At 58.9% G+C, this 15,095-nt stretch carries 13 protein-coding genes and 1 pseudogene; 9 read left to right on the top strand and 5 right to left on the bottom strand.

Annotated elements, in window-relative coordinates:
- Window positions 1-14 precede the first annotated feature (14 nt).
- Both yagE and ACWHWP_RS02845 read right to left on the bottom strand, forming a co-directional pair.
- A complete protein-coding gene (yagE, locus tag ACWHWP_RS02850) occupies window positions 15-923 on the bottom strand; it encodes a 2-keto-3-deoxygluconate aldolase (RefSeq protein ID WP_447855014.1) in 909 nt (302 codons plus the stop codon).
- A 238-nt stretch (window positions 924-1,161) separates the two neighbouring features.
- Entirely contained in the window at window positions 1,162-1,614 is a 453-nt protein-coding gene (locus ACWHWP_RS02845; protein ID WP_447855013.1) for a YhcH/YjgK/YiaL family protein, read from the bottom strand.
- Between the two features lie 675 nt (window positions 1,615-2,289).
- On the opposite strand from ACWHWP_RS02845, the gene arcA reads away from it, so the two are divergent.
- The 5 genes from arcA (at window position 2,290) to ACWHWP_RS02820 (ending at window position 7,536) form a co-directional block, all read left to right on the top strand.
- Window positions 2,290-3,510: an arginine deiminase gene (gene arcA, locus ACWHWP_RS02840; RefSeq protein WP_042717403.1), complete on the top strand. Its 1,221-nt coding sequence runs from the start codon at window positions 2,290-2,292 to the stop codon at window positions 3,508-3,510.
- 10 nt (window positions 3,511-3,520) lie between these two features.
- Window positions 3,521-4,432, top strand: coding sequence for a carbamate kinase (arcC, locus tag ACWHWP_RS02835; protein WP_063431751.1), 912 nt, complete (start codon window positions 3,521-3,523; stop codon window positions 4,430-4,432).
- A gap of 89 nt (window positions 4,433-4,521) precedes the next feature.
- Entirely contained in the window at window positions 4,522-5,526 is a 1,005-nt protein-coding gene (gene argF, locus ACWHWP_RS02830) for an ornithine carbamoyltransferase (protein ID WP_447855012.1), read from the top strand.
- A gap of 46 nt (window positions 5,527-5,572) precedes the next feature.
- A complete protein-coding gene (locus ACWHWP_RS02825) occupies window positions 5,573-6,976 on the top strand; it encodes a YfcC family protein (protein ID WP_447855011.1) in 1,404 nt (467 codons plus the stop codon).
- An 80-nt stretch (window positions 6,977-7,056) separates the two neighbouring features.
- Window positions 7,057-7,536, top strand: coding sequence for an arginine repressor (locus ACWHWP_RS02820; RefSeq protein WP_059311914.1), 480 nt, complete (start codon window positions 7,057-7,059; stop codon window positions 7,534-7,536).
- A gap of 3 nt (window positions 7,537-7,539) precedes the next feature.
- On the opposite strand, the pseudogene ACWHWP_RS02815 reads toward ACWHWP_RS02820, so the two are convergent.
- A pseudogene (locus tag ACWHWP_RS02815) lies at window positions 7,540-7,657 on the bottom strand (hypothetical protein).
- Between ACWHWP_RS02815 and ACWHWP_RS02810 the strand changes: the two are divergent.
- From ACWHWP_RS02810 to ridA, 4 genes are all read left to right on the top strand, one after another.
- Window positions 7,637-7,741: a pyrBI operon leader peptide gene (locus tag ACWHWP_RS02810; protein WP_022646880.1), complete on the top strand. Its 105-nt coding sequence runs from the start codon at window positions 7,637-7,639 to the stop codon at window positions 7,739-7,741. The pseudogene ACWHWP_RS02815 and the gene ACWHWP_RS02810 overlap by 21 nt on opposite strands.
- A gap of 34 nt (window positions 7,742-7,775) precedes the next feature.
- Complete coding sequence (gene pyrB, locus ACWHWP_RS02805; RefSeq protein WP_447855010.1) at window positions 7,776-8,708, top strand: aspartate carbamoyltransferase; 933 nt, start codon at window positions 7,776-7,778, stop codon at window positions 8,706-8,708.
- Between the two features lie 12 nt (window positions 8,709-8,720).
- The gene (pyrI, locus tag ACWHWP_RS02800; protein WP_028016502.1) at window positions 8,721-9,182 is read left to right on the top strand and encodes an aspartate carbamoyltransferase regulatory subunit; all 462 of its coding nucleotides are present in this window, start codon (window positions 8,721-8,723) and stop codon (window positions 9,180-9,182) included.
- Between the two features lie 73 nt (window positions 9,183-9,255).
- Complete coding sequence (gene ridA, locus ACWHWP_RS02795; protein WP_003863373.1) at window positions 9,256-9,642, top strand: 2-iminobutanoate/2-iminopropanoate deaminase; 387 nt, start codon at window positions 9,256-9,258, stop codon at window positions 9,640-9,642.
- 51 nt (window positions 9,643-9,693) lie between these two features.
- Here the strand turns inward: ridA and ACWHWP_RS02790 are convergent, their stop codons facing one another.
- Complete coding sequence (locus tag ACWHWP_RS02790) at window positions 9,694-12,078, bottom strand: beta-N-acetylhexosaminidase (protein ID WP_447855009.1); 2,385 nt, start codon at window positions 12,076-12,078, stop codon at window positions 9,694-9,696.
- 202 nt (window positions 12,079-12,280) lie between these two features.
- Window positions 12,281-14,989: a magnesium-translocating P-type ATPase gene (mgtA, locus tag ACWHWP_RS02785; RefSeq protein WP_059311883.1), complete on the bottom strand. Its 2,709-nt coding sequence runs from the start codon at window positions 14,987-14,989 to the stop codon at window positions 12,281-12,283.
- Between the last annotated feature and the right edge of the window lie 106 nt (window positions 14,990-15,095).

The raw sequence follows: 15,095 nt of genomic DNA, 5'->3' as shown, positions 1-15,095 counted from the left end.
GGTTATCGTCCGGCTCAGCAGAGCTTGAGCTGTTGCAGCAGGTTTTTCAGCTGCGCCTTGCGCGGCTCGTCCAGCGCAGAGGCGGGCGGCAGCACGTGCGTGGAAATCGGGCGGCCGCAGAGCACTATCGCCTCTTTAATGACGTTCACAAACGGCGTATCCAGCTGATACATCTGCGGTATTTGCAGTAAGGTCTGATGATACTCAGCCGCTTTCGCCACGTCTTTATCCCGCCAGGCTTTCAGAAGATTCACCGACACCTGCGGGGCAAAGTTGCCGCTGGCCGAGATCGCCCCGTCGCCGCCGAGCAGCAGGGTATTGAACAGATGATCGTCGTAGCCGCACAGCACGGTGAAGTGCGGATGGGCTCCTTTGACGGTGTGGATCATGCTGCGCAGGTGGGCGACGGAGTCGATGGTGTCTTTGATGCCGATGATATTGCTGCGCGAGTCGGCCAGGGTTTTCACCAGCGCCGGGGTCAGATCCTGCCCGGTCAGCGCCGGGAAGTTATAGAGCATCACCGGCAGCGTGACGCTGTCGGCCACCTGCTCGAAATAGCGGATCAGGTTCGCTTCCGATACTTTCCAGTAGTAGGGGTTGATCACCACGATGCCGTCCGCGCCCGCCTGCTGCGCGTGCTGGCTCAGCGCAATGGTTTCCCGGGCGTTGGTGCCGCCGGTGCCGATCAGCACCGGCACGCGGCGATCGACATGATCGATAGCAAAGCGGGCAATGGTTTTACGCTCTTCGGCGCTGAGCTGGGAGAACTCGCCGCCGCTGCCCAGGAAGAACAGGCCGTCAACGCCTGCTGCGATCAGATCGTCGATCAGCGCGGCGGTGCCCGGCTTATCAAGCTGGCCATCGACGGTAAAAATGGTGGAGACAGGGGGAATGATTCCCGTGAACAACGCGGACTGCGGCATGAGATCTCCTTGTTGAATCATTTTGTTCTACATTATAGAACAGCGTTCATTAATTTAACGATCATACTATGACGCAGAAAAAGCACAGGTAAATGAGAAGGGAAGAAGGAGTGTGGGAAATTTAAGCTGGATCACATATTAGAGGGTGCGGTCTGGTGCCCTCACCCTAACCCTCTCCCACAGGGAGAGGGGACTTTTACACCCTCTCCCTCCGGGAGAGGGCCGGGGTGAGGGAAAATTACTCCACCAGCATTTTAACGACCACTTTCCTGACCTTAGCAGGCGCTCCCACCGCGCACAGCGGCTTATGCACTTCGCCCGGCCAGAACACCACGAAATCCCCTTCGCTCAGCACCACGGTTTTCTCCTGCTCGCCTTCCGGCAGGAACGCGATGTCTTTGTCCGCCAGCCAGTCGGTGTCCGGCGCGCCGTGCGGCAGGGTGCTGAAGGTCATCCCTTCCTGGCCCTTCAACACAATCTGGATGTCCAGATAGCGCGCGTGGAACTCGGCGCGGCGCTCGGCGAACGGTTGGGTCATGTCTTCCGAGACCAGATAAAACAGGCTGTTGCCGCTGATGTCGTGTTTCCCGAGCGGCGTGGCGTCGGTGACGTGGGCCTTAACGTGCTCGATGGCCTGACGCAGCTCGTCAGGCAGCCAGGACTGCAGATGGTGGATGTTGCCAACAATCATGTTTTAACCCTCAATATAAAACAACGTTTCATTTTTATCTTTTATACGAGAATTCTCACTGCCATACCACCGCTTTCTCGATGGGTTTTGCGCCAGCGCATGTTTATCGGGGATGGTGTTAATTTGCTGTTAACCCATCGCAGGCATTTATGCATTCATTATGCATATCTTCATTTCCTTATTATTTCTCACGCGCGCTAACCCACTGATCGCCAGGCCATAACAATAAAACTCGCTGCAGCCTCACACTTTATCACTTTGATAATTTGCGATTAAATCCCATAACTATTTATTGATTTTACTTAAGCCAAAAATAATTACGTAGCAATAGTGAATAGTCATTCCCGACAAACTTTTTATTCATTTAAAATCAACCATATAACCAAATATGTCAAGGCGTGAAATTCTACAAAACGATAACAACCTCAAATAATGTCAGCGGATCCTGCTTAGCTATTCACCTTATCAAAATAACCAATTAATCATTATCTGATGCGAATCATGCAAATGAAAACAAACCCCTTAATATCCGACTTCACGTGAGCAATATCACATTACGGATTATTTAACTGCCTAGTATAAATCACGAAATCAATTGAGCTTAGCCGCCATGCAATTAAACACATCACATGGCGCATGCCCTTTTTATTCTGAAAAACAGTTAAAGGAATAATTATGGAAAAGCATTACGTCGGTTCTGAAATTGGTCAATTGCGTAGCGTTATGCTGCACCGCCCAAATTTAAGTCTTAAACGTTTAACCCCGTCAAACTGTCAGGAGCTGCTATTTGACGACGTGCTCTCGGTTGAACGGGCGGGTGAGGAGCATGACATTTTCGCAAACACGCTGCGCGAGCAGGGTGTGGAAGTCCTGCTGTTGACCGACCTTCTGACACAAACCCTTGATATTGCAGAGGCGAAGGCCTGGCTTCTGGATACGCAAATCTCCGACTACCGCCTCGGCCCCACCTTTGCCGGCGACGTCCGCGGCTGGCTGGCGGATATGCCGCACCGCGAACTGGCGCGCAGATTAAGCGGCGGATTAACCTACGGTGAAATTCCGGCAGCCATTAAAAATATGGTGGTCGATACCCACACGGCAAATGATTTTATTATGAAGCCGCTGCCGAACCATTTATTTACCCGCGATACCTCCTGCTGGATTTATAACGGCGTCTCCATTAACCCGATGGCCAAACCGGCCCGTCAGCGCGAAACGAATAACCTGCGGGCAATATATCGCTGGCACCCGGCGTTTGCCGACGGCGATTTTATTAAGTATTTCGGCGACGAGAATATTAATTACGACCACGCCACCTTAGAAGGCGGCGACGTATTAGTGATTGGCCGCGGCGCGGTGCTGATCGGCATGTCCGAACGCACGACGCCGCAGGGCGTGGAGTTTCTCGCCAACAGCCTGTTCAAACACCGCCAGGCCGAGCGCGTGATCGCCGTTGAGCTGCCAAAACACCGCTCCTGCATGCACCTCGACACCGTTATGACCCACATCGACGTGGACACCTTCTCCGTTTATCCGGAAGTGGTGCGCAAAGACGCCCAGTGCTGGACGCTCACCCCGGACGGACGCGGCGGCCTGCTGCGCACCCAGGAAACCGACCTGCTGCACGCCATCGAGAAGGCGCTCGGCATTAGCCAGGTGCGCCTGATCACCACCGGCGGCGACGCCTTTGAGGCCGAACGCGAGCAGTGGAACGACGCCAACAACGTGCTGACCATCCGCCCGGGCGTGGTGATTGGCTACGAGCGCAACGTCTGGACCAATGAGAAGTACGACAAGGCGGGTATCACCGTGCTGCCCATCCCGGGCGACGAACTGGGACGCGGGCGCGGCGGCGCGCGCTGCATGAGCTGCCCGCTGGAACGCGACGGAATTTAAAGGAGCCATCATGGAACGAAAACCCACTCTGGTTGTGGCGCTTGGCGGCAACGCGCTGCTCAAGCGCGGCGAGCCGCTGGAAGCGGAGATCCAGCGCCAGAACATCGAGCAGGCCGCCCGCACCATCGCCGGGCTGACGGCGCAGTGGCGCGTAGTACTGGTGCACGGCAACGGGCCGCAGGTCGGGCTGCTGGCGCTGCAGAACAGCGCCTACGACAAAGTGACGCCCTACCCGCTGGACGTTCTCGGCGCCGAAAGCCAGGGGATGATCGGCTACATGCTCCAGCAGGCACTGAAAAACAACCTGCCGCAGCGCGAGGTGAGCGTCCTGCTCACCCAGGTGGAAGTGGACGCCGCCGACCCGGCCTTCAGCAACCCGACCAAGTACATCGGCCCGGTGTACAGCGAAGCCCAGGCAAAAGCGCTGGCCGCGGAAAAAGGCTGGGTGTTCAGGGCCGACGGCAGCTACGTCCGTCGCGTGGTGCCCTCTCCGCAGCCGAAGCGGATCGTCGAGAGCGACGCCATCACGGCGCTGATCCAGCGCGACCACCTGGTGATCTGCAACGGCGGCGGCGGCGTGCCGGTGGTGGAACACGCCAACGGCTATCGCGGCATTGAGGCGGTGATCGACAAAGACCTCTCCGCCGCCCTGCTGGCGCGCCAGATTGAGGCCGATGCCCTGCTGATCCTCACCGATGCCGACGCGGTGTACCTCGACTGGGGCAAACCGACCCAGCGCCCGCTGGCGCAGGTCACACCGGAGCTGCTCAGAGGCATGCAGTTCGACGCCGGTTCTATGGGGCCGAAAGTGGCCGCCTGCCGCGAGTTTGTTGAAGCCTGCAATGGGATAGCCGGGATCGGCGCGCTGAATGACGGCGCGGAGATCCTGGCGGGCGAGAAAGGCACGTTGATTCGTAACTGAGTCGTTTTCCCCTCACCCTAACCCTCTCCCACAGGGAGAGGGCCGGGGTGAGGGCATCAGACAGCTAAATTTTAAAAAGGATTTCCCACATGACCATCAACCTGAAAAACCGCAACTTCCTCAAGCTGCTGGACTACACCCCGGCAGAGATCCAGTACCTGATCGACCTCGCCATCGAGCTGAAGGCGGCCAAAAAAGCCGGGCGCGAGAAGAAAACCCTGGTCGGGAAAAACATCGCCCTGATTTTTGAAAAAACCTCCACCCGCACCCGCTGCGCCTTTGAAGTGGGCGCGTTTGACCAGGGCGCGCAGGTGACCTACCTCGGCCCAAGCGGCTCGCAGATCGGCCATAAAGAGTCGATGAAAGACACCGCCCGCGTATTGGGCCGGATGTATGACGGCATCGAATATCGCGGCTACGGCCAGGCCATCGTCGAAGAGCTGGGCGAGTATGCGGGCGTACCGGTGTGGAACGGTCTGACCGACGAGTTCCACCCTACCCAAATCCTCGCCGACCTGATGACCATGCTCGAGCACGCGCCGGGCAAAACCCTGCCGGAGCTGAGCTTTGCCTACCTCGGGGATGCGCGTAACAACATGGGCAACTCGCTGATGGTCGGGGCGGCCAAGATGGGAATGGACATCCGCCTCGTCGCGCCGAAATCCTTCTGGCCGGAAGCCGGGCTGGTTGAGCAGTGCCGCGCCATCGCCAAAGAGACGGGCGCGCGCATCACGCTGACCGACGACGTTGAAGAAGGCGTGCGGGGGACCGATTTCCTCTACACCGACGTGTGGGTCTCCATGGGCGAGCCGAAGGACGCCTGGGCCGAGCGCGTCAGCCTGATGAAGCCGTATCAGATTAACGCGCAGGTGATGAAAGCCACCGGCAACCCGAACGTCAAGTTTATGCACTGCCTGCCGGCGTTCCACAACGAGCACACCAAAGTGGGCCGCGAGATCGAGATGGCCTACGGCCTGAAGGGGCTGGAGGTGACGGAAGAGGTCTTTGAATCACCGAACTCCATCGTCTTCGACGAAGCAGAGAACCGCATGCACACCATTAAAGCGGTCATGGTGGCGACACTCGGCGACTAATCACCGCCCGGCGCGCCGCGGGGTGCGCCGGGTTAAGGAGAACATCATGGGCAAGTTCAAGTTTCCCTCCGCTTACACCATTCTCTTTTTTCTGATTGCCGTGGTTGCGGCGCTGAGCTGGATAGTCCCGGCCGGTCAGTACCAGATGGCGATGAACGAGGCGCTCGGCAAAGAAGTGCCGGTTGCCGGAACCTACGCGCACGTGGCGGCGCATCCGCAGGGGCTGGTTTCGGTGCTAATGGCACCGATTGCCGGGCTGTACGATCCGGAATCCGGCCAGGCCGGGGCGATCGACGTGGCGCTGTTTATCCTGATCATCGGGGGATTTCTCGGGATCGTCACCAAAACCGGGGCAATTGACGCCGGGATCGAGCGCGTCACCACCCGGCTTCGCGGCCGCGAAGAGTGGATGATCCCGATCCTGATGGCGCTGTTTGCCGCAGGAGGCACGATTTACGGTATGGCCGAAGAGTCTCTGCCGTTCTACACCCTGCTGGTGCCGGTAATGCTGGCCGCGCGTTTCGATCCGGTGGTCGCCGCCTCCACCGTGCTGCTTGGCGCGGGGATCGGTACCCTCGGCTCCACCATCAACCCGTTTGCCACGGTGATCGCCGCCAACGCAGCCGGTATCCCCTTCACCAACGGTATCGCCCTGCGCGTGGCGCTGCTGGTCATCGGCTGGGTCATCTGCGTGGCGTGGGTGATGCGTTACGCCCGTAAGGTGCGTCAGGATCCGTCGCTGTCGATCGTTGCGGATAAGCAGGAGGAGAACCGCGCCCACTTCCTCGGCAGCAGGGGCGAGCAGTCGCTGGAATTTACCCCGGTGCGCAAAATCATCCTCGTGATTTTCGCCCTCGCCTTCGCGGTGATGATCTACGGCGTGGCGGTGCTGGGCTGGTGGATGGCGGAGATCTCGGCGGTGTTTCTCGCCAGCGCGATTATCGTCGGCCTGATTGCCCGCATGAGCGAAGAAGAGCTGACGTCGACGTTTATCAACGGCGCGCGAGATTTGCTGGGCGTCGCGCTGATTATCGGCATCGCGCGCGGTATCGTAGTCATCATGGATAAGGGCATGATTACCCACACCATTTTGCACAGCGCGGAAGGGCTGGTCAGCGGGTTGTCCACGGTGGCGTTTATCAACGTGATGTACTGGCTGGAGGTCGTGCTGTCGTTTCTTGTGCCTTCTTCGTCCGGCCTGGCCGTTCTGACGATGCCGATCATGGCACCGCTTGCCGATTTCGCTAACGTCAACCGCGACCTGGTGGTCACGGCTTACCAGTCGGCGTCCGGCATCGTTAACCTGGTCACTCCCACCTCAGCCGTCGTGATGGGCGGTCTGGCTATCGCCCGGGTGCCCTATGTGCGCTACCTGAAATGGGTTGCGCCGCTGCTGGGGATATTAACGGTGGTGATTATGGTGGCGTTAAGCCTGGGGGCGTTGATGTAATTTGCCGGATGGCGCTGCGCTTATCCGGCCTACGGATCGGTGCGGTGTCACCGGTTATTTCGGGAACTGATATGGGAAACATGATGGATTACGAAGAGTACTCTCCCAAAGAACAACTGCAGCTCACGGTGTGCAAGCGTCTGATCGCCGAAAAGGGGTATCTTTCGCAGGAAGAGATCCGCCGCGACCTGCAGGAGAGAGGGTTTGACAGCATCAGCCAGTCGACCGTTTCGCGTCTGCTGAAGTTGCTCGGAGTCATAAAAATTCGAAATGCCAAAGGGCTAAAAATTTATTCGTTGAATCCTCAGCTGCGCCCTGCCCCCGACGCCGCGCGCACCGTTTCTGAAATGGTGGTGAGCGTCGAGCATAATAGCGAGTTTATCCTTGTGCATACCGTCGCCGGATATGGCCGCGCGGTGGCGCGTATTCTGGATTATCACCAGTTACCGGAAATTTTAGGCGTGGTGGCCGGCAGCAGTATCGTCTGGGTCGCTCCCCGGGTGGTGAAGCGTACCGCGCTGGTGCATAAGCAAATTAATTATTTACTCAGAACGAATTAATATTCATAAAGAACCGTTTGCATTGAGTAAAGCGTGCATTAAATCGCTTGATCCGAAAAGCGAGCTGCGTATAATGCCCGACAATTTGCCGGGAGGAAGCATGGTCAAGCGTGTTCGACATAACGTCTTACCGCGTCTGAAATCAGACGCTGGCCTGCCGTTTTTCTTCCCGTTGCTAAACCTATTCCCAGAGCCCCTCATTTGAGGGGCTTTTTTTTGCCCGGCGTCAGGAGATAAACATGAATCCGCTTTATCAAAAACACATCATTTCCATAAACGACCTCAGCCGCGAAGAGCTGGAACTGGTTCTGGAAACCGCGGCAAAACTGAAGGCCAATCCGCAACCGGAGCTGCTGAAGCACAAGGTGATTGCGAGCTGCTTCTTCGAAGCCTCGACCCGCACCCGCCTCTCCTTTGAAACCTCCATGCACCGCCTGGGCGCGAGCGTGGTGGGCTTCTCAGACAGCAGCAACACGTCGCTGGGTAAAAAAGGCGAGACCCTGGCGGATACCATTTCAGTCATCAGCACCTACGTCGACGCGATTGTGATGCGCCACCCGCAGGAGGGCGCGGCGCGCCTGGCAACCGAGTTTTCCGGCGGCATTCCGGTGCTGAACGCTGGCGACGGTGCCAACCAGCACCCGACGCAGACCCTGCTGGATCTGTTCACCATTCAGGAGACCCAGGGCACGCTCGAGAACCTGAACATCGCCATGGTCGGTGACCTGAAGTACGGCCGCACCGTCCACTCCCTGACCCAGGCGCTGGCGAAATTTAACGGCAACCGCTTCTTCTTCATCGCGCCTGACGCGCTGGCGATGCCGCAGTACATTCTCGACATGCTGGACGAAAAAGGCATTCAGTGGAGCCTGCACGCCAGCATCGAAGAGGTCGTGGGCAACGTGGATATTCTCTACATGACCCGCGTGCAGAAAGAGCGCCTGGACCCGTCCGAATACGCCAACGTCAAGGCACAGTTCGTGCTGCGCGCCAGCGACCTCGAGGGCGCGCGCGACAATATGAAGGTGCTGCACCCGCTGCCGCGCATCGATGAGATCACAACAGACGTGGATAAAACGCCGCACGCCTGGTACTTCCAGCAGGCCGGGAACGGCATCTTCGCCCGCCAGGCGTTACTGGCACTGGTTCTGAATCGCGAATTGGCACTGTAAGGGGAAACGACCATGACACACGATAACAAACTCCAGGTTGAAGCCATCAAGCGTGGCACCGTGATTGACCACATCCCTGCGCAGGTGGGCTTTAAGCTGCTGACGCTGTTCAAACTGACCGAAACCGATCAGCGCATCACCATCGGCCTGAACCTGCCGTCAGGCGAGATGGGCCGCAAGGATCTGATCAAAATTGAGAACACCTTCCTGACCGACGAGCAGGTCAACCAGCTGTCGCTGTACGCCCCGGACGCCACCGTCAACCGCATCGATGAGTATGAAGTGGTCGGCAAATCCCGTCCGAGCCTGCCGGAGCGCATTGAGAGCGTGCTGGTCTGCCCGAACAGCAACTGCATCAGCCACGCTGAGCCGGTATCCTCCAGCTTTGCAGTGAAAAAACGCGCTGATGACATCGCACTCAAATGCAAATACTGTGAAAAAGAGTTTTCTCATTATGTGGTGCTGGCCAACTAATTGAGGTTGGTAATGAAATCCCGGCTGTTATAATGGCCGGGAACATTCTTAACGCTGTAATTCTGGAGAAAACATGAGCAAAGTACTCGCGACGGAAAATGCACCTGCGGCTATCGGCCCCTACGTTCAGGGCGTTGATCTGGGCAGCATGATCATCACTTCAGGTCAGATCCCGGTGAACCCGAAAACCGGTGAAGTACCGGCAGACGTGGCGGCACAGGCGCGTCAGTCGCTGGAAAACGTGCAGGCGATCGTGGAATCCGCAGGCCTGAAAGTGGGCGATATCGTGAAAACCACCGTTTTCGTGAAAGATCTGAACGATTTCGCGACCGTTAACGCCACCTACGAAGCGTTCTTCACCGAGCACAATGCCACCTTCCCGGCGCGCTCCTGTGTGGAAGTGGCCCGTCTGCCAAAAGACGTGAAAATTGAAATCGAAGCGATTGCCGTACGTCGCTAATTCGCTTTGTCGACGATAAGGCAGCCTGGGGCTGCCTTTTTTTATGGCCCGCTACTGATTCCGCGTGGCGCGAAGTAGCGTCTCCAGCGGATACACCGCCGCAATGACCACCTCGTCCTGCACCTTCGCCGCGTTATCCAGCTCGCCCTGAATCGACGCGATCTCTTTATCATCCAGCGTGCCCTGACGCGCCACCAGGTCGGTGAGCCGCAGGCCAATCGAGGCCAGCTTATCCACTTCCTGAATCACCGGCTTCATCGCCTTCAGTTGATAGCTGTTTTCGCTTAGCGCCAGCGCGTCGCTGGTGTTGCTCTGCCAGCGGTTAAAGACGTGGCGCAGCGCCTCGGCGCTTTCCGTGTCTTCCGCATCGCTCACCAGACGGTCGGCCCACTTGTTCATCTGCCGCACGGTGGCGCTTTCGGCGTTCAGCGCGTCCGCGAAGCGGTTGAGCGGTTCGAACTGATGATAATTTCCCGCCTGGAACTTGAGGTGCTGACGGGTGTAATACTGCGCGGGCTCTACCGCCTGCGCGAGGATCTGCAGCGGCAGGGTATCGGCATTGTTCGCCAACCGCGTGAACTGCACCTGCTGCTGGGTATGCTGCTGCAGCCCGACCGACACCGTCGACCAGCTGTCCATCGCCTGCAGGCGGGTGTACATGTTGTCGACGTCGTTGACGTCCTGCGCGGACCACAGGCGCTCCGCCACCGCAAAAGCGCGCGGCCACAGGCGAATATCCAGCACCGGTGCCACCACGTTTTCCGCCCACAGCGCGGCCTCACCGCCGAGCAGGTTCGCCTGATTCGCGGTATCCGGCACTACCGGCGGGGTGCCTTTAGGGACCTCGTCCAGACGCGTGCCGCTAATCGGATAGCGAACGTTCCCCAGAAGGAAGTAGCCGGTGAGAGTATCGTTATTCACCGACACCACCGGGCGCGTTTCGCCCATCCAGGTGTCGACGGTGAAGGTCACCTGGCTGTCATCGCGCCATTCAATATCCTGCACCGCGCGCCGGGATTTCCCGGCAAAATCAATAAATCCGCGCCAGCCGGCATCCCCTTTCACCAGCGTGAAGCTCCCCTCAACCGGCTTGCCCTTCAGGCGCGGCATGGTGAAGGCCCAGCTCTGGACGCTGTCGGTGTCTGCAATCACATCCACGCCGTTTAAGCCCTGCGGCACGATTTCATTCCGGTAGTGGTAAGCGGTAGATTGCGGTTGGTCGAGATAGAATCCCGTCGACAGAATGCCCTTGTAGCCGTTTTGGGCCACCTGCCCCAGCGCATCCTGCCCCTGCCAGGACTGGATCAGAATGTTTTTCGGCAGATCGGGATGGTAGATCTCGTCCCAGCCGACCATCTGCCGGTGGTGTTTCTCAAGGATCGTCTCCAGCTTGCGGTTGAAATACGCCTGCAGCGCGTGGCTGTCCGAGAGCTTGTTATCGCGCATGAATTTTTGGATCGCCGCATTATCTTTCCACTGGCTGTCGTCCACCTCATCGCCGCCGATATGCAGATACGGATCGGGGAAGATCGCCGCCAGTTCGCTGACCATAGCGTCGGCGAAGGCGTAGGTTGCGTCTTTTGTCGGATCCAGCACCGGCTTCAGCACGCCCCAGTGGCGCTCCATTTCATAAGGCCCCGGGGCGCTCATCAGCTCCGGATAGGCCACGGCAATCGCCGAGGCGTGGCCCGGCATGTCGATCTCCGGCACCACGCGGATGCCGCGCTCGGTAGCGTAACGCACGACCTCGCGCATCTGTTCCGGCGTGTAGAACAGCCCATCGCTGGCAAGCTGCGTCAGCTTAGGGTAACGCTTCGAGCTGAAGCGCCAGCCCTGATCGTCTGTCAGGTGCCAGTGCAGGACGTTGAGCTTCGCCGCGGCCATGCCGTCAATCTGGCGCTTGATGTCCGGCAGCGGGATAAAGTGGCGCGCCGAGTCCAGCAGCAGCCCGCGCCACGGGAAGCGCGGGGAATCTTCAATGGTGACCCACGGCAGCGAGGTGTTTTCCGCTCCGTTCTGCATCAGCTGGAGCAGGGTTTCCATGGCGCGCAGCGCGCCGAAGCGGGTGTTGGCGGAGATATCGACGCCGTTGGCGTCCACCGTGAGCTTATAGCTTTCATCGCTGTCCGGCAGCGGCTGCGGCTTGACCTTTTTGGCAACCGCGATGCGGATGGTCGGTTTGTCTGGCTTTTCAGCCTGCGGCTGCAGCGTCCAGCCGGTTTGCAGGGCGATGCGCTGGCGCAGGCGGTTGACCGCGTCGCCCAGATCGTCGCCGCTGACGCTAACGGAAATTTTATCGTTAAGCACCAGCGCGCCCTGTGTCGTCGGGCGTTCGACCTTAGCAGGCCAGGGCATTAAAGGGAGATCGCCTGCCGGAGCGGCAAACGCAGACGCGCCGAGCATCAATCCGGCGGTTAAGAGACTGTACCGTAACATGAATGTTCCTTATCTGACGGGCCAAATAAAGGCAAAACATTCTGTTAACATGCGCTCAATTTGTCGTCAAGCGATTGCGCCGACGGAGATCACAGGTTGTTGAATTTGAGAGGAAAGCTATTGCCCGGTGGCGCTGCGCTTACCGGGCCTACGTTTCGTGAGTAGGCCGGGTAAGGCGAAGCCGCCACCCGGCAAACATAACTTACTGCCACCCATACCGACGCGCATAGAACCCTTTCACCATCTGCGTCAGCACCATATAACCAGCGAGGATCGCCACCAGCCACGGGAAGTAGCTCAGCGGCAGCGCCTGCAGCTGCAGGTAGCTCGCCAGCGGTGAGAACGGCAGCGCGATGCCGAGCGCCATCACAATCCCCGTCATCACAATCAGCGGCCACGCGGCGCGGCTCTGGATGAACGGAATGCGGCGGGTGCGGATCATATGCACAATCAGCGTCTGCGACAGCAGACCTACCACGAACCAGCCGGACTGGAACAGCGTCTGGTGTTCCGGGGTGTTGGCGTGGAACACAAACCACATCAGGCAGAAGGTCAGAATGTCGAAGATGGAGCTGATCGGCCCGAAGAACAGCATGAAACGACCAAGATCTGACGGATTCCAGCGCTGCGGCTTCTGGATCTGCTCGTCGTCCACGTTATCAAACGGGATCGCCACCTGAGACACGTCGTACATCAGGTTCTGGATCAGCAGATGCAGCGGCAGCATCGGCAGGAACGGCAGGAACGCGCTCGCCACCAGCACGCTGAAGACGTTACCGAAGTTGGAGCTGGCGGTCATCTTGATGTACTTGAGCATGTTGGCGAAGGTGCGACGCCCTTCGATGACGCCCTCCTCCAGCACCATCAGGCTCTTTTCCAGCAGGATGATATCCGCCGCTTCGCGGGCGATGTCCACCGCGCCGTCCACGGAGATGCCGATATCCGCCGCACGCAGCGCGGGCGCATCGTTGATGCCGTCGCCCATAAAGCCCACAACGTGCCCTTCGCGCTTGAGCAGGGTGACAATGCGCTCTTTGTGCATCGGCGTCAGGCGGGCAAACAGCGTGGTGCGCCGGGCAAGCTTAGCCAGTTCGTCATCGGAGAGGTGCTCAATATCGCTTCCCACCACCACGTCGCCCGCGTCCAGCCCCACCTCATGGCACACTTTGGCCGCCACCAGCTCGCTGTCGCCGGTGAGGATTTTCACCGTGATGCCGCTCGCCTTCAGCGCCTTCAGCGCCGGCGCAGTGGTCTCTTTCGGCGGATCGAGGAAGGCGATGTAACCCTCGAGGATCAGATCGGATTCGTCGATACGCTGATAGTCCCCTTCACGCGCGGGCAGGAACTTGCTCGCCACCGCCACCACGCGCAGCCCCTGACGATTCAGGTTATCGGTGACGCGCTTGATGCGGCGCAACATGGTGTCGTCCAGCGGCACGATGTCGCCGTTATGGCGAACCTGCGTCGACACGTTGAGGATCTCCTGCAGCGCCCCTTTGCAGATCAGCTGATGGACGTCCTGCTGTTCGCTTACCACCACCGACATGCGGCGGCGCTCGAAGTCGAACGGGATCTCATCCACCTTCTGCCAGCGGCCGGAGAGCGTGCGGGCTGACTCTTCATCCACCCCTTCCAGCACCGCGACGTCGAGCAGGTTTTTCAGCCCGGTCTGGTAATGGCTGTTCAGCCACGCGCTGTGCAGGACGCGCTCGCTGGTTTTGCCGGAAATGTCGGTGTGGTTCTCCAGCACGATTTTGTCCTGCGTCAGCGTGCCTGTTTTATCGGTGCACAGGATGTCCATCGCGCCAAAGTTTTGAATAGCGTCGAGGTGTTTAACGATCACTTTCTGTTTAGAGAGCTTCACCGCCCCGCGCGCCAGCGTGGAGGTGACGATCATCGGCAGCATTTCCGGCGTCAGGCCGACGGCCACGGAGAGCGCAAACAGGGCCGCTTCCCACCAGTCGCCTTTGGTGTAGCCGTTGATCAGCAGCACGATCGGCGTCATCACCATCATAAAGCGGATCAGCAGCATGCTGACGCGGCCAATGCCTTTCTGGAAGGCGTTCGGCTCGCTCTCCTGCTCGCTGACGCGTCCGGCAAGCTGTCCAAACCAGGTGTTGCCCCCGGTGGCGGTGACAATCGCCTGCGCGGTGCCGCTGACCACCGTGGTGCCCATAAAGCACAGGGTGTCGCACTCGAGAGGGTTCATCTGCTGCGGGTCACGGCTGCGCGCCACCTTTTCAACGGGCAGGGATTCCCCGGTCAGCGAGGCCTGCGCCACGAACAGATCGCGCGCCTGAATAATGCGTAAATCCGCCGGGATCATATCTCCCGCCGCCAGCTTCACCAGATCGCCCGGCACCAGCTGGTCTATGGGCAGTTCGACCCACGCGTTTTCACCGAGATCGTTGATCACGCGCGAGACGGTCGAGGTGTTGCTGACCATCGCCTTCAGGGCGTCCGCCGCTTTGGTGGAGCGGGCCTCCTGAATAAAGTTCAGCAGCGTGGAAATGCCCACCATCAGGGCAATCACCCCTGCGGCAAACAGATCTTCCGTCGCGTAGGAGATGAGGCCGAGCACGGTCAGCAGCAGGTTGAACGGGTTGCGGTAGCAGAGCCAGAGATGCACCCACCACGGAGACGGCTTTTGCGCCGGGATCTGGTTATCGCCATGCACGGCGCGGATTTTTTCCACTTCTGAAGCGTTCAGCCCTTCCGGGTGCCCGCCGAACGCGCGCCAGACTTCGTTTTCATCCATCGCCGCCACGTTCAGGCAGCGCTCGGTCAGGGACGCCGGGATCGCGGCGCCCGCCATGTTTTTGCCATTGGGCAGCGGGTCGCGTTGAACAAGACGGTGTGGCAGGTGGCGGCTCAGCATGGCCTGCAGCTGCCGGGTGATATTTTTAAACATAGTCATTCCTCCGCATCCGCAAGCGCGGACGCAGCATTTCCTTCAGGCGTGGCAAGGCCGTACCTGAGAGGCACTTAATTTTTCAAGCAGGAACGTTTAAGACGCT

The organism is Enterobacter sp. WI-ESBL-E8 (assembly GCF_053364895.1).
This window is presented reverse-complemented; position numbering and strand designations above follow the sequence as displayed.

Excerpts from the sequence above, each read along its gene's own strand:
- yagE (WP_447855014.1), bottom strand. The coding sequence starts at position 923 with ATGCCGCAGTCCGCGTTGTTCACGGGAATCATTCCCCCTGTCTCCACC.
- ACWHWP_RS02845 (WP_447855013.1), bottom strand. The coding sequence starts at position 1,614 with ATGATTGTTGGCAACATCCACCATCTGCAGTCCTGGCTGCCTGACGAG.
- arcA (WP_042717403.1), top strand. The coding sequence starts at position 2,290 with ATGGAAAAGCATTACGTCGGTTCTGAAATTGGTCAATTGCGTAGCGTT.
- arcC (WP_063431751.1), top strand. The coding sequence starts at position 3,521 with ATGGAACGAAAACCCACTCTGGTTGTGGCGCTTGGCGGCAACGCGCTG.
- argF (WP_447855012.1), top strand. The coding sequence starts at position 4,522 with ATGACCATCAACCTGAAAAACCGCAACTTCCTCAAGCTGCTGGACTAC.
- ACWHWP_RS02825 (WP_447855011.1), top strand. The coding sequence starts at position 5,573 with ATGGGCAAGTTCAAGTTTCCCTCCGCTTACACCATTCTCTTTTTTCTG.
- ACWHWP_RS02820 (WP_059311914.1), top strand. The coding sequence starts at position 7,057 with ATGATGGATTACGAAGAGTACTCTCCCAAAGAACAACTGCAGCTCACG.
- ACWHWP_RS02810 (WP_022646880.1), top strand. The coding sequence starts at position 7,637 with ATGGTCAAGCGTGTTCGACATAACGTCTTACCGCGTCTGAAATCAGAC.
- pyrB (WP_447855010.1), top strand. The coding sequence starts at position 7,776 with ATGAATCCGCTTTATCAAAAACACATCATTTCCATAAACGACCTCAGC.
- pyrI (WP_028016502.1), top strand. The coding sequence starts at position 8,721 with ATGACACACGATAACAAACTCCAGGTTGAAGCCATCAAGCGTGGCACC.
- ridA (WP_003863373.1), top strand. The coding sequence starts at position 9,256 with ATGAGCAAAGTACTCGCGACGGAAAATGCACCTGCGGCTATCGGCCCC.
- ACWHWP_RS02790 (WP_447855009.1), bottom strand. The coding sequence starts at position 12,078 with ATGTTACGGTACAGTCTCTTAACCGCCGGATTGATGCTCGGCGCGTCT.
- mgtA (WP_059311883.1), bottom strand. The coding sequence starts at position 14,989 with ATGTTTAAAAATATCACCCGGCAGCTGCAGGCCATGCTGAGCCGCCAC.